Source organism: Curtobacterium sp. 9128, from assembly GCF_900086645.1.
In the GTDB taxonomy this organism is placed as follows: Bacteria; Actinomycetota; Actinomycetes; order Actinomycetales; family Microbacteriaceae; genus Curtobacterium.
This window is the reverse complement of record NZ_LT576451.1, coordinates 1,925,350-1,939,875: the sequence shown is the minus strand read 5'-3', so window position 1 is coordinate 1,939,875 and position 14,526 is coordinate 1,925,350. Positions and strand designations below refer to the sequence as shown.

Annotated in this window: 9 protein-coding genes; 1 reads left to right on the top strand and 8 read right to left on the bottom strand. The window is 71.2% G+C overall.

What is annotated here, in order from left to right:
• Window positions 1–73: 73 nt before the first annotated feature.
• The 6 genes from QK288_RS09345 to QK288_RS09320 are packed head-to-tail and all read right to left on the bottom strand — an operon-like array spanning window position 74 to window position 7,613.
• Window positions 74–2,206, bottom strand: coding sequence for a glycoside hydrolase family 36 protein (locus QK288_RS09345; protein WP_281267519.1), 2,133 nt, complete (start codon window positions 2,204–2,206; stop codon window positions 74–76).
• Window positions 2,167–3,060: an ATP-binding cassette domain-containing protein gene (locus QK288_RS09340; RefSeq protein ID WP_281267518.1), complete on the bottom strand. Its 894-nt coding sequence runs from the start codon at window positions 3,058–3,060 to the stop codon at window positions 2,167–2,169. Before QK288_RS09340 ends, QK288_RS09345 begins: the two co-directional genes overlap by 40 nt.
• Window positions 3,057–3,905, bottom strand: coding sequence for an ABC transporter ATP-binding protein (locus QK288_RS09335; RefSeq protein WP_281267517.1), 849 nt, complete (start codon window positions 3,903–3,905; stop codon window positions 3,057–3,059). Before QK288_RS09335 ends, QK288_RS09340 begins: the two co-directional genes overlap by 4 nt.
• Window positions 3,902–4,894 (bottom strand): ABC transporter permease, encoded by a 993-nt coding sequence (locus QK288_RS09330; protein WP_281267516.1) that lies wholly within the window; start codon window positions 4,892–4,894, stop codon window positions 3,902–3,904. The genes QK288_RS09335 and QK288_RS09330 overlap by 4 nt, the downstream gene beginning before the upstream one ends.
• Before the next feature lie 12 nt (window positions 4,895–4,906).
• Window positions 4,907–5,896 carry an ABC transporter permease gene (locus QK288_RS09325; RefSeq protein ID WP_281267515.1) on the bottom strand — a complete coding sequence of 330 codons (990 nt, stop codon included), beginning with the start codon at window positions 5,894–5,896 and terminating at the stop codon, window positions 4,907–4,909.
• 34 nt (window positions 5,897–5,930) lie between these two features.
• A complete protein-coding gene (locus QK288_RS09320; RefSeq protein WP_281267514.1) occupies window positions 5,931–7,613 on the bottom strand; it encodes an ABC transporter substrate-binding protein in 1,683 nt (560 codons plus the stop codon).
• Between the two features lie 117 nt (window positions 7,614–7,730).
• Here QK288_RS09320 and QK288_RS09315 point away from each other — a divergent pair, with 117 nt between their 5' ends.
• Window positions 7,731–10,259 carry a glycoside hydrolase family 2 protein gene (locus QK288_RS09315; protein ID WP_281267513.1) on the top strand — a complete coding sequence of 843 codons (2,529 nt, stop codon included), beginning with the start codon at window positions 7,731–7,733 and terminating at the stop codon, window positions 10,257–10,259.
• A gap of 18 nt (window positions 10,260–10,277) precedes the next feature.
• Here QK288_RS09315 and QK288_RS09310 read toward each other — a convergent pair whose 3' ends face one another.
• Window positions 10,278–12,443: an alpha-galactosidase gene (locus QK288_RS09310; protein ID WP_281267512.1), complete on the bottom strand. Its 2,166-nt coding sequence runs from the start codon at window positions 12,441–12,443 to the stop codon at window positions 10,278–10,280.
• The gene (locus tag QK288_RS09305; protein ID WP_281267511.1) at window positions 12,440–14,461 is read right to left on the bottom strand and encodes a beta-galactosidase; all 2,022 of its coding nucleotides are present in this window, start codon (window positions 14,459–14,461) and stop codon (window positions 12,440–12,442) included. The genes QK288_RS09310 and QK288_RS09305 overlap by 4 nt, the downstream gene beginning before the upstream one ends.
• Between the last annotated feature and the right edge of the window lie 65 nt (window positions 14,462–14,526).

The window sequence follows — 14,526 nt, the reverse complement described above, 5'->3', positions numbered from 1 at the left end:
CTCGGTGCCTGCCCGCCACGAGCCTCCAGTCCGTCCCCGACGCACGCCGCTGCCATCGGCGTCCGTCCGCCCGTCAGCCGGCCGCAGGCCGGATGCGGAACACCCGCGCCGTCGGGGTGGCACCGCCGTTGGTGAGACGGAGGACCCCCTCCTCCCGATCCCAGGAGGGCACCCACGGTGCCACCTCGACGGGGAACAGCGACTCGACGACGACGTCCCGCCCGAGGAACCCGTCGAGCGGCAGCGTCACCGCGTCCGGCGCACCAGGCAACGACCACACCGAGAGGTACAGCTCGCCGGACGCCGCGCGGAGCCCGAGCGCGATCCAGGTGTCCTCCCACGCGGGCAGCCCGAGCGGCCAGACGGGCATCGCGGTCGTGATCACGGACAGCACGGCCCGCTGCGCCGCGATCGCCTCGGACACCACCGCGCGCTGCGACGGCGACATCTCGTTGAGGTGGCCGGACAGGTACATCCGTCCGAGCACCCCGTTGACGAGCGACAGCGTGAAGCGGTCTGGTGACATCGACGGAGCCGGGTACGCCCAGTTCCCGGCCTGCTCGGGGAGCATCGCCGCGGGTGCAGCGGCAGCGATCGACGCGGACAGCACCGGGTCCTGCTGGTCCGAGGTGGACTGCATGTGCAGCCGGGACAGCATCGCGAAGTCGGCGCGCATCGCTCCCGATGCGCAGTTCTCGATGAGCAGCGCCGGGTACCGGGCCTGCACGTCGTCGAGCCAGTCGAGCAGTGCACGCCCGCCGTCGACGCTGCCCTCCCAAGGCCCGGTCATCGTGTTGTCGTCCATCTTGAAGAACGTCACACCGAGGTCCCCGACGAGCCGGTCGACGACCTCGTCGAGGTGCGCCCGGGCGTCCGGTGAGCGCAGGTCGAGCAGGTGCCGCCCGTGTTCGGCGACGCGGACGCCGTGGTGCTGCACGAAGGCGCTGTCGGGCAGGGTCGTCGCGAGGAGCGAGTGGATGCCGATGACCTCGGGCTCGAGCCAGAGCCCCGCCTGCATGCCGCGCGACCGGATGTGGTCGACGACGGCTCCGAGTCCGTCCGGGAACCGGGTCGCCGCCGGCAGCCACTCCCCGACGCTGTCCCACCAGTGACCTTCGGCGTACCAGCCGGCGTCGATGCAGAACAGGTCAGCGCCGGCTTCGGCCGCTGCGTCGATGAGCGGTAGCAGCTTCGCGGTGGTGGGGTCGCCCATGAGCGTGTTCATGTAGTCGTTGAACACGAGCGGCAGCGCCTCGTCGGCGGCACGCACGGTCCGGATCGCTCGGCGGTGCGCGGTGAGCACCTCGAACGCGCCGTCGACGGACGCCGCGATGCCGACGGACACCGGCACGGACACGAACGGGCGTCCCGATGCGACGGTTGCCGTCCACTGGTGTTCCTGATCGGTGGGTCCGCTGAGGAGCACGTACGCGTGACGCCGGGTCTCCCCGAGCTCGTACAGCCACGGCCCGTTGTGCTCGATCTGCCAGACGAGCGCGTACCGGTCGGTCTGCAGCACACCGATCGGGAGCGCCTCCCCCGTGGACCACGATCCGCGGTTCTGCACGACGGCGCGGCTCCTGGGCGGGTGGTGCTGCGCCTCCCGGTCGATCCGGGCGAGCCCGATGTCCCGCAGGGCGTCGGTCCGCCACCGGCTCTCGGCGGCCCAGTCGTTGTCGGCGTGCACCAGCGACAGGTCGTCGACGGTGCGACCCGAGTCGGTCAAGAACGCTCCGGTCGCGAACGAGGACACCGCGTCCACGACGTGCTCGCGGTCGCCGAGCGCGGAGACCTCGGTCCAGGTCCGGAAGGCCGCGACGCCGTCGCGGGCCCGGAACACCGACTCGACCTGGAGGCCCGTGGCCGCGTCCTCCTGCAGGATCCGGAACCACAGGTCGGTCCCGTCCGCCTGCACGTGGTGCGAGACGGGGCGGAGTCGCGCCCCGATCGTGGTGTCCACGTGCCGGTACCCACCGGGGAACCGCCCGTGGCCGATGGTGGTCAGCTCGACGAGGGGTTGCGGGTCGTCGAGATCGGCGGGGCCGGGTCCGCCATCGGCAAGGACTCCGCCGGTCGGCAGGAACGAGACGAGGGCGGCGGGACGGTCCGGCGCGAGCAGGAACCTCGCGCGGAACCCGGCAGTGACCCAGTCGACGGTGTCCGCGCTCATCGAGCCCCGACCGGCGCCGGCTCGCTCGACACCCACGCGCCGACGGTGTGGTCGTAGCAGGTGGTGTTGTCGATCGTGGAGCGGTCGAGCGGCGCACCCGCCGTGACCCGTCGCTCGCCGCGCTCCGGGTCGGGGGCGGCCTCGGCGAGGAGCCGCGTGTAGTCGTGGTGCGGATCGAGGATCACGGCGTCGGACGGCCCCCGCTCGACGACCCGGCCGCGGTAGAGCACCAGGATCTCGTCGGAGAAGTGCCGCGCGGTCGCCAGGTCGTGCGTGATGTACAGCACGGCGAGGTGGTCCTCGCGCTGCAGCCGCCCCATCAGGTTGAGGACGCTGAGCCGGATCGACACGTCGAGCATCGACACGGGTTCGTCGGCGACGAGCACCTGCGCCCCTGGTGCCAGCGCCCGGGCGATCGCGACGCGCTGCCGCTGCCCGCCGGAGAGCTCGTGCGGGCGTCTGGTGGCGAAGTCCTCGTCCAGGTTCACGCGCCCGAGCAGTTCACGGACCCGGTCGGCGGTCTCGGCGGCTCCACGGGCGCGGTGGTGCAGCTGGAGCGGACGGGCGATGTGGTGCTCGATCGAGTGGAACGGGTTGAGCGAGGCGAAGGGGTCCTGGAACACCATCTGCACGTGCCGGCGGTACATGCTGCCGACGACGGGCGTGCCGTCCTCGAGCCGGACGTCGATCGACCCGCGCGTGGTGGACTCGAGCTTGGCGAGCATCCTGGCGATGGTGGACTTCCCCGACCCGGACTCCCCGACGAGTGCGACGGTGCGCCCGGGGAGCAGCTCGAACGACACGTCGTCGACGGCCCGCAGCGTGGTGCGCTTCAGGCCCTTGCGGGTGTGGAAGTCCTTGCCGAGGTGGCTGACGGTGACGCTGGTCATGCGAGGGTCTCCTCATCGACGCCGCTGCGGATGAACGCGCCGCGCTCCCCGGACAGGCTCGGGAACGACTGCAGCAGCCGCTTCGTGTAGGGGTGCTGCGGGTCGTGCTGGATCACCGTCGCCCGGTCGCACTCGACGACCTCACCGCGGAGCATGATCGCGATCCGGTCGCTGATCTCGAGCAGCAGCGGCAGGTCGTGCGTGATGAACACCACGGCGAACCCGAGCTCGTCCCGCAGCCGCACGATCTCCCGGAGGATCTCCCGCTGGACGACCACGTCGAGCGCGGTCGTCGGTTCGTCCATGATCATGATCTGCGGCTCGAGCAGCATCGCCATCGCGATCATCACACGCTGCCGCATGCCCCCGGAGAGCTCGTGCGGGTACGCGGTGATGCGCGACGGGTCCACGCCGACACGGCTGAGCGCGTCCTCGGCGATGGCCCGGCGCTCCTTGCGGGAGAGCCCCTTCCGGTGCTCGACGAGCGCGTCGTCGAGCTGCGCACGGATGGTCGTGACGGGGTTGAGCGCGTTCATCGCACCCTGGAACACCATCGACAGCTTCGACCACCGCACCGCCCGGAGCTGCTCGTGCGGCAACCCGAGCAGGTCGATGTCGGTGCCGTCCCGATCGTGGAACGTGATGCTCCCCGACGCGACCTTCGCCGGCGGTCGGTGCAGCCGGGTGATGGCGTAGGCGAGCGTGGTCTTCCCGCACCCGGACTCCCCCGCGAGTCCCAGGATCTCGCCGGGTGCGAGCGTCAGGGAGACGTCCTTCACGGCGTGCACGGGGTGTTCGGTCTCGTAGACCACGTTGAGATGGTCGATGGTCAGGACGGCGGTCATCGCTTCGCTCCCTTCAGACGACGCAGGGCGCGTTCCCGGCGACGCTGTGCCCGCACGTTCGCCAGGCGGGGGTTGATGACCTCGTCGATCGAGAAGTTCACGAGCGACAGGCCCATGCCGAGCAGCGCGATCAACAACCCGGGCGGCACGAACCACCACCAGGCGCCGTTGGCCAGCGCGAAGCCGTTCTGCGCGTAGAAGAGCATCGTGCCGAGCGTCGAGGAGTTCGACGCTCCGAGCCCCAGGAACGACAGCCCGGCTTCCCCGAGGATCGCCGCGATGACCGCGAACACGAACTGCGACGCCAGCACGGGCAGCAGGTTCGGCAGGATCTCGACCGCGATCACCCGCCACGGCCGTTCGCCGGCGACCCGTGCCGCCGAGACGTAGTCGCGGTTGCGGATCGACATCGTCTGGGCGCGGAGGACCCGCGCCGACCCCGCCCACGACGTGATCGCGAGGACGACGGCGATGGTCCAGAGCCCGCGTGCCTCACGCGGGACGAGCCCGGAGATCACGATGACGAGCGGCAGACCGGGGATCACGAGGAACACGTTCGAGAACAGCGAGAACGCCTCGTCCATGATCCCGCCGAGGTACGCGCCGAGGATCCCGAAGAACGCGGAGAGCACGGTGGCGAGGAGCCCCACGATCAGCCCGATCTGCAGGCTCCCGCGGGTGGCGTAGGCGAGCTGGGCGAGGACGTCCTGGCCGGTCTGGGTGGTGCCGAGGACGTTCTCGGCGCTCGGCGGCTGCAGGCCCGAGTCGCGGATGGTGGTCGGGTCGCCGACGAGCAGCGGCCCGATGACGCCGAACAGCGTGACGCCGGCGACGAGGACGATGCCGGTGACGAGCCACGGCGTGAGCGCGGGGAGGAACCGACGGATGCCGCCCTTGGCCTGCCGCCGGGTGGCGATCGACGTGGTGGTGTCCGCTTCCTCGGCGAGCGCCCCGATGGTCGGTTCGGTCTCTTCCTGGATGTTGGTCATGTCGTCTCCTCCCTAGCTCCGTGCCCGCGTGCGGGGGTCGATGATCCCGTACAGCAGGTCGACGACGAGGTTCGCGCCGAGGACCGCCAGGGTGATGAACAGGAAGATCCCCTGCATGAGCGCGTAGTCGTTGTTCGTCACGGCGGACAGGAGCTTCGATCCGATGCCCGGGTACGAGAACACCTGCTCGGTGACGACCGACCCGGAGACGATGAACCCGAGGGAGATCGCGAACCCGGCGACGGAGGGCAGCACGGCGTTCCTGGCGGCGTAGTTCCGCAGGATCTTGCCGTCGGACAGGCCCTTCGCCTGCGCGGTGGTGATGTAGTCCTCGGAGAGGGTCGACACCATCATGTTGCGCATCCCGAGCAGCCAGCCGCCGAGGGACGCGAGCACGATCGTCGCGGCGGGCAGCACGCCGTACTTGATCGCCGACCCGATGAACTCCAGGTTGAACCCAGGGGTCAGGACGACGTCGTAGCCGCCCTGCGCCGGGAACAGGTGCATGCCGGTGGCGAAGAAGTACACCAGGATCAGGGCGAGCCAGAAGTAGGGCACGGCGGCGAGCAGGGTGGTCGCCGGCACGAACGAGTCGAGCCAGGTGCCGGGCTTCCACCCGACGAAGGCACCGAGGCCGACGCCGATGACCGCGGCGAGGATCGTGGCGATGCCGACGAGGGCGATGGTCCACGGCAGCGAGCTCGCGATGACCTCGGTGACGGGTGCCGGGAAGTAGCTGACGGACACGCCGAGGTCACCGCGGAACACGTTGCCGAGGTAGCGGCCGTACTGGACGATGATCGGTTCCGAGGAATCGCCACCGAGGAGCAGCTCGTACGCCTGCCGGGTCGCCGGGGTCACCTGTCCGCCGCGCTGCTGGAGCTTGGCGAGCAGGATGTCCACCGGGTTCCCCGGCAGGAGCCTGGGGATGATGAAGTTCAGCGTCAGTGCCGCCCAGAGTGCGACGACGTAGAAGCCGATCTTGCGCAGGAAGTAGGTCATCGTCGAGTGCTCCTCGGTCGCGATCCCATCGGCGTCAGCCCTTCGCCGGCTTGAGCGCCTTGAAGATCTCGGCGTTGTCCGGGCTCGCCCAGACGGCCGGGAAGGCGTAGAGGTCGGACTTGGTGGGCCACCCGGTGAACTTCGACGCGTGGAACTCGCTCGTCGTGCCGCCGGTCATCACGGGGATGTAGGGCATGTCGTCGACGACGTGCTGCTGGATGACGTCGAGTTCGGGCTGGGTCGCCGCGGTGTCCTCGGGGTTGATCGCGGCGAGCTTCGTGAGCGCGGCGTCGACCTCGGGGTTGCTGTACCTGGCGATGTTCATCGGGGCTGCCTCGCCGACCTTCGCGGTGTTCGCGGTCGAGAAGTAGTTGTTGTACAGGTAGTACGGGTTCGCGGTCGGGCCCTGGCCGAGCGAGTCGATCGCGAGCTCGAAGTTCCCCTTCGTCTTCTTGTCGGTCCACTCGTTCCACGACGACTGCTGCGCCTTGAGCTCGATGCCCGCTGCCTTGAGTTGCTGCGTCATCGTGTCGATCGCGGTGATGTAGTCGGTCCACCCGGTGACGACCTCGACGGTCAGGGACAGCTTCTTGCCGTCCTTGGCGTAGATGCCGTCCGCGCCCTTCGTGTACCCGGCGCCCTCGAGCGTCGACGCCGCGGCGGCCGTGTCGGCGCCGGACGGCATGACCGCGGGCGAGACGTCCTTCGAGATGGTGTCCTTCTGCGTCGTGGTGAGCGCGAAGGTCGGCGAGATCTCGCTGGCCGTGTTCGAGAACGCGAGCGAGTTCAGCTGCTTGCGGTTGATCGCGTCGGCGATGGCGTGCCGCACGGCGGGGTCGGTCTGCGGGCCGGAGCAGCCGAGCGCGGTGGACGAGCAGGTGAGGAGCGCCATCTGGTTCTGCCCGATGGTGATGCCGTCGTAGCCCGGGTACTTGCCGGGGATGTCGTCCATGTTCGGCACCGGACCGGTCTGCCAGTCGATGGAGCCCTGCGACAGGGCGTCGGCGCCGGCGGTGTTGCCGGAGAGCGACAGGTAGCGGATCGTCTTCACGGCCGGTGCGCCGCCCCAGTAGTCCTTGTTCGCCTCGAGGGTGAACGCCTGCGCCTTGAAGGTGCCGAGCGTGTACGGACCGGTGCCGACGGGCTTGCGGACGACGTCGGTGGTCGGGTCGATGTCCTTCCACAGGTGCTCTGGGACGATCCAGGTCTTGCCGAGCAGGTTCGGGCCGAGCACGAACGACGGCTTGTCGAACGACACCACGACCGTGTCGTCGCCGTCGGCCTTCGCGGTGCCGTCGTAGCCGATGGAGTTCAGCGCCTTCTGCTTCTTGAGCATGTCGAGCGTGAAGACGACGTCCTTCGCCGTGAAGGGCTTGCCGTCGCTCCACTGCGCGCCGTCGCGGAGCGTGATCGTCAGCTGCGTGCCGTCGCCGTTCCACTCGTACGACTTGCCGAGGAGCGGCTTCGGGTCCTTGGTGTTGACGTTGGTGATGAAGAACAGCGACTCGTAGATCGTGCCGACGCCGCCGATGTTGGAGGGCGACCACGGGTTGTAGTTGATCTGGTAGTCGCCGGACTGGCCGGTGTACGCGATCAGGGTGGAGGCAGCGTCCCCGGTGCTGGCGGAGCCGCTGGAGCTGCAGCCGCTCAGCGCGAGGCCGGCTGCGAGGAGAACGGCTCCGCCGATGGCGAGCCGTGAACGGGTTGGGTTGAACATCGTTGTCCTCTCGGTCTGCGTCGTCGCAGGTCCACGTTGTGAGCGTGATTGTTACACGCATAAACTAAGTCGGTCAAGAGGCAGCGACGATGCGGCCCGACGAGCACTGGAGACGCGATGGAGCGGACGACACTGGACGGCACGTGGACCCTCGAGGCGGTGCACGGCCCGGCCGAGGCACCGACCGGGAGGATCGCGGCGACGGTCCCCGGCTGCGCACACACGGACCTGCTGCGCGCCGGCCTGATCCCGCACCCGTTCGACGGCGACAACGAAGCAGCGACGCAGTGGATCGGCGACACCGTCTGGCGGTACCGCCGCACGTTCGAGTGGGCGGCACCCGACGCCGAGCGCCACGACCTGGTCGCGGACGGACTCGACACCCTGGCCACCATCGAGCTGAACGGCATCGTCGTCGGCACCACGAGGAACCAGCACCGCTCGTACCGGTTCCCCGTCGGACACCTGCTCCGCCCCGGCACGAACGAGCTCGTCGTCACGTTCGACGCCCCGGTGCCCGCTGCCGAGCGGGAATCCGCGCTGCACGGCGGCGAGCTCCCGCACGTCAACCACCACCCGTACAACGCACTGCGGAAGAACGCGTCGAACTTCGGCTGGGACTGGGGCATCGACGTCGCGACGAGCGGCATCTGGAAGTCGATCGGCATCGAGTCCTGGAGCGGCGTCCGCATCGCGTCCGTCCGCCCCCTCGTCGACCTGGACGGTGCCGACGGGGTGCTCACCGCACACGTCGAGGTCGAGCACGCCGGTTCCACCGGCGCCTTCTCGCAGGCGATCGGCGCGGCACCCGTCACGTCCACCGGCGGTGACGGAACGACCGGACTGGAGGCACGGATCACCGTGGCCCCGCACCGCACGTCCGCCACGTCCCCCGGATCCGGCACCGAGCCTCCCGTCCGGATCGTCGGCTCGCGCCCCGTCGTGGACGGGACGGCCACCGTCCGGGTCGTCGTGCCGGACGTCGCGGTCTGGTGGCCTCGCGGCGAGGGCGACCAGCCGCTGCACGTCGTCCGCGTCGAGGTCGGCGACGCGGTGTGGACCGGCCGCGTCGGCTTCCGCACGGTCACGCTCGACACGGCGGCGGACGCCGACGGCGCGCCCTTCCTGCTCCGGGTCAACGGGCGCCCGGTGCTGGTCCGCGGGGCGAACTGGATCCCGGACCACGCGTTCCTGACCGAGATGACACCGGAGCGCTCCGCCGATCGGATCGACGACGCCGTCCAGGCGAACGTGAACCTGCTGCGGGTCTGGGGCGGCGGCGTGTACGAGTCGGCCGACCTGTACGACCGGTGCGACGAACTCGGCGTGCTCGTCTGGCAGGACTTCCTGTTCGCCTGCGCCGCGTACGCGGAGGAGCCGTGGCTCGCGGACGAGGTCGAGGCCGAGGCGCGCGAGGCCGTCACCCGACTGTCGCCGCACCCGTCGCTCGTGGTGTGGAACGGCAACAACGAGAACCTCGTGGCGTACGCGGAGTGGGGCTGGCGGCCGTCGCTCGTCGGCCGGACCTGGGGCAACGGGTACTACCGGTCGCTGCTGCCCGCGATCGTGGCGGAGCTCGACCCCACGCGGCCGTACACGCCGGGGAGCCCGTTCTCGTTCGACGAGTACCTGACGCCGAACGACGAGCGGAACGGCAGCGTGCACATCTGGGACGTCTGGAACCGGCTGGACTACCGCGCCTACGCGGACTGGGATCCGCGTTTCGTCGCGGAGTTCGGGTTCCAGGGGCCGCCGGCGTGGTCGACCCTGACCGCGGTGGTGCACGACGAGCCGCTCGACCCGGACGGGCAAGAGATGCTCGTGCACCAGAAGGCGGACCAGGGCAACCGGAAGCTCGCCGACGGCATGCGCGGGCACCTGCCGGAGCCGGCGTCGATCGAGGACTGGCACTGGTCCGCGCAGCTGAACCAGGCGCACGCGATCCGGTTCGGCATGGAGTGGTTCCGGTCACGCACCCCGCACAACACCGGGACGATCGTGTGGCAGTTGAACGACGACTGGCCGGTGGTGTCGTGGTCGCTCGTCGACCACGCGGGGATCAGGAAGCCGGTCTGGTACGCCGTCCGGCACGCCTACCAGCCGGTGCTGCTCACGGTGCAGCCAGGAGACGGCTCCGGCCTCGACCTGGTGCTGGTGAACGCGTCGGGCGCTCGGGTCGAGGACACCGTGACGGTCGAGCGGGTCGGGTTCGACGGCTCGGTGCTCGCGGCGGGGTCGTTCGACGTCGGCGCTGCGCCCGCCGATGCCGCGCGGGTCGCACTGCCCGTGTCGCTCGCCGTTCCGGAGGACCCCGCGACCGAGGTCCTCGTCGTCTCGGGTCCGCTCGGTCGCACGGTGCACGACTTCGCCGAGGTGGTCGACCAGCGGCTCACGCCTGCGCCCCTGACCGTCTCGGCGACGGCCACCGAGGACGGCGCCAGGGTGACCGTGACCGCCACGTCCTACGCCCGCGACGTGTCGGTCTTCCCGGACCGTGTCGACCCTGCCGCCCGCGTGGACGACGGGCTCGTGTCGTTGCTGCCGGGCGAGTCCGTGACGTTCACCGTGTCGGGCGCACCTGGTGTCGACACCGTGGCACTCGGGTCGCCGCTCGTGCTCCGGCACGCCGGCGACCTGCGCGGGTAGCGGCGCGGCTCGGACGGGTCAGTCGAGCGCGCGGCACTCCAGCACGACCGCGGTCCCGGGCGCGAGCATCGGCAGGCGCGCGCCCACGTCCTCGAGCACGGCACCTGGCAGCTCGAGGAACCCGCGCTCGATCCACTGCGGCGGCACCATGTCGAGACCGTGCGGGACGCCGATGCCCGCGACCGGGGCGAGCCGGTAGCGCCGCGTCCGGTCGAGCCCGCGCAGCCGGAGCGGCACCGCGAGCGACTGCGGCCCGGTGGCCGTCCTGGCGACGCGGACCAGCGCGCGGGACCGATCGGTGGCGACGACCGAGGTGGTCGCGAGACCGGGGTCGCCGAGGTCGAGGTGCCGGAGCCGTCCGGTGTGCAGCAGCCCGCGCTCCCGCCGGTACAGCGCCGTCCAGGCACGGATCCGGTCGAGCTCGACGGGCGTCAGCGTGGTGACGTCGGTCTCGATCCCGGCCGAGCCGAACAACGACACCGCCATCCGGAAGTCCAGGTCGAGGTGCCGGCCGGTGGTGTGCGAGACCTCCGGCCCGACGTGCGAACCGATGAGCTCCAGCGGCAGGAGCACCTCGGTCCAGCGCTGGACGGGCAGCCGTTCGAGGGCGTCGTTCGTGTCCGACGGCCACACCCGGTCGGTCCGTTCGAGCACCCCGAGGTCGACGCGGGCTCCTCCGCTCGCACAGGCCTCGATCTCGAGCCACGGGTGCCGGGCACGCAGCTCGTCCATCAGCGCGTAGACCCCGCGGGTGTGCGCGTCGAGTCCCGCGCGCCCGTCGTGGACCGCGTGCACGACGTCCCGGTTCTGGTCCCACTTGACGAACTCCACGTGGTGCTCGCCGATGACCGCCGACATGGCCTCGAGCACGAACGCCCGGGCGTCCGGGTTGGCCATGTCCAGCACGTACTGGTTGCGCCAGGTCCGCACGTCGTCGTCCGGGCGCTGCAGGAGCCACTCCGGGTGGGCGACGGCGAGCTCGGACACCGGGCTCACCATCTCGGGCTCGAACCACAGCCCGAACTCCATCCCGAGCTCCCGGACACGGTCGACGAGCGGCCGGAGCCCGTCCGGCCACACCGCGGGGTCCACCCGCCAGTCGCCGAGCGAGGTCCTGTCGGACCGGCGCCCGAGGAACCACCCGTCGTCGAGGACGAACCGCTCGACGCCGATGTCCGCGGCGGTCTCCGCGAGGGCGACGAGCGGCGCGAGCTCCTGGCGGTAGTACACGGCTTCCCAGGTGTTCAGGACGACGGGCCTGGGCCGTCGCGGGTGTCCGGGGCGTGCGCGGAGCGAGTCGTGGAACCGGGCGGAGACACCGTCGAGCCCCTCGTCGCTCCAGACGAACACGGCGTCAGGGGTGGTGAACGTCTCGCCGCGCCCGAGGACCACCTCGCCGGCGCGCAGGAGTTCCCCCGCCCCGAGCAGCGGCCGGGCCTCGGCGAGCAGGTCGATCCGGTGGACGGCGTCGGCGCTCCACGCGAGGTGCACCGCCCACACCTCACCGGCCTCGTCGTCGAACCCCGACGTGCCGAGCGCCAGCAGCGTCGGTGCATCGTGGCCCGTCCGTCCGCGGCGACTCTCGCGTGCATGGCTCCCGGCGGTCAGCGCACGACGCTGCGGCGTGCGCTCGCGGGTCCACCGCCCGCCGAGGTCGAGGACCTCTGCCACCCGCTCCCCCACCGGCAGCGTCGCCTCGAGCGCCTGGAGGTGCACGGGCACGTCGCTCCGGCCGGTGACCGCGTGCCGCACGCGCAGCACGCCGGCGCCGTCGAGCGCGAACACGCTCCGGAGCGCCAGGACGTCGGAGTGCGCCGTGACGACGAGTTCCATCCCGTCGGAGGCCACCCGGGCGTCGCGCCAGCGTGGCACGAGCGGCGCGCCGTCGACGTGCCCGGCGATCCCGGGGCGCCCCTCCCAGCCGTCCCGCTCCGTCGGCAGCACGGTGAGCGGCCACGGTGCGTCGAACGCGCTCGGCGAGACCGGGCGGCCGAGCGCCAGGACCACGTCGTCGGCGTCGGTGTCGGCGATCTGGCCGACGTCACGACCCCAGTGCAGCACCTCCGGCAACCCGTCGACCGCGGCGGCGACCACGAGCGACACCCCGGCCGCACGGAGGACGTGGACCGGCCGCACCGGCTCGGCGGGACCGAGCGGGCGCGCGCCGCGGTCGACGACGGTCATGCCGCACGCTCCTCGCGGAGCACGCGGACGCGACCAGCCGGCACGACGGTCTCCGGTCCGTGGACGGAGCCGTCGACCAGGTCCGTGCCGGACGCGACGACCGTGACGGGGTCCGCACGGTGGTTGAGGAGGAACAGGAACGCGGAACCGTCGCGTCCGACGCGACGCACGGCCTCCAGTCCTGGAGGCCCGGTGACGGTCCGCGGGATCGCCCGGTCCGCCACGATCCGGTCCACGAGCCGTTGGATGCTGTCGTCCGACAGCATCGCCGAGACGTACCAGGCGTCGCCGGCGTCCGCGTGTCGGCGGGTGACCGCCGGGCGGCCGGCGAGCGGCCCGTCCGTGTACGCGAGGACGACGTCGGCATCGGTCACGAGGACCGCCTCGGCCCAGTCGGTGACCACCTCGCCGTCGTCCAGAGACCAGCGTTCGTCGCGCTGCAGCGGGGTGAACTCCTCGCTCCACGCGCCGAGCACGTCGCGGAACGCGCCCGGGTACCCGCCGGTGCGGATGCGTGCGTGCTCGTCGGCGACACCGGACAGGTACGTCACGACGAGCGTCGCGCCCCGGCCCACCACGGCGGAGAGCCGAGCCGCCGTGGCGTCGTCCACGACGAGCAGCGTGGGCAGCACCACGACGTCGTAGCCGTCGAGGTCCGCGTCGACCGGCACCACGTCGGTCAGCACCTGGCGGTCGAAGAACGCGCGGTGCCATGCGCGGAGTTCCCGGGCGTAGGACAGTGCCCGGTGTGGCTTGAGCCCGGACTGCACGGCCCAACCCGACGGGTCGTCGACGACGATCGCCACCCTGGCCGGCTCGACGACGCTGCCCTGCACGGGCGCGAGTGCCTGCATCGCCCGACCGAGGGCAGTGACCTCGCGCCAGATCCGGGTCCGGGTGCCGGCGTGCGGCAGCATCGCGGAGTGGAACTGCTCCGCACCGGCCGTCGACGCCCGCCACTGGAAGAACAGGGCGCCGTCCGAACCGCGGGCGACGTGGGCGAGCGCGTTCCGCACGAGCTCGCTCGGCTCCTTCGCGCGGTTCCGCTCCTGCCAGCTCGGGCCGCCGGTCGAGTGCTCCATGAGGAGCCACGGGCCACGCCCCCGGGTGATGCCCCGCACCCGGTCGGCAGCAGCCGCGAGGTCCTGCTCGCGACGCGGGTCGTCGACGAGCGTGTAGTGGTCGTTCGCGGGGATCGCGACGTGTGCCGCCCATGCCGCGTAGTCGACGGTCTGCGATGCCGCGCCCACCATGAAGTTGGTCGTGACGGGGACAGTGGAGTGCCGCTCGATGACCGTCTTCTCGTGTAGGTAGTGGGCGAGCAGGGAGTCGGACGAGAACCGCTCGGCGTCGAGGAACAGCCCCGGGTTCGGCGCACCGTCGCGCGGCCCCCGCGGCAGGGACACCTCGTCGAAGTCCGTGTACGTGTGTCCCCAGAACGCCGTGCCCCAGGCGTCGTTGAGGGCGTCGATCGACTCGTGGTGCGCACGGAGCCAGTCCTGGAACGCCGCAGTGGAGTTCGCGCAGGTGCAGCGCGCGTTGCCACCGCCCAGTTCGTTGCTGACGTGCCAGAGCCGCACGGCGGGGTGGCTGCCGTAGCGCTCGGCGACGGCGTCGACGATCCGTGTGGCGTGCTCGCGGAACACCGGCGAGTCCGGGCACCAGCCGAGCCGTTCGCCGGACTGCCGGACGATGCCCTGACGGTCGACCGGGAGGATCTCCGGGTGTGCCGCGACCAGCCAGCTCGGCGCCGCGGCGGTCGGCGTCGCGAGGTCCACCGCGATGCCGTTCCGGTGCAGCAGGTCCAGGATCTCGTCGAGCCCCTCCCACGTGTACTCCCCCGGCGCCCGCTCGAGCAGCCCCCAGGAGAAGACCCCGACGGTGACCAGGTTCACCCCGGCCTCGCGCATGAGCCGGACGTCCTCGGTCCAGACCTCGCGCGGCCACTGCTCGGGGCTGTAGTCACCGCCGAACGACAGGCCGGCGGTGGGCCAGGGAGGGGTGGTCCGAGCGGTCACGGCATCTCCTTCGATGGTGGGACCGCACCAGCCTCCCGGTTCGCTCGATGTTTGTCAACGCGTGT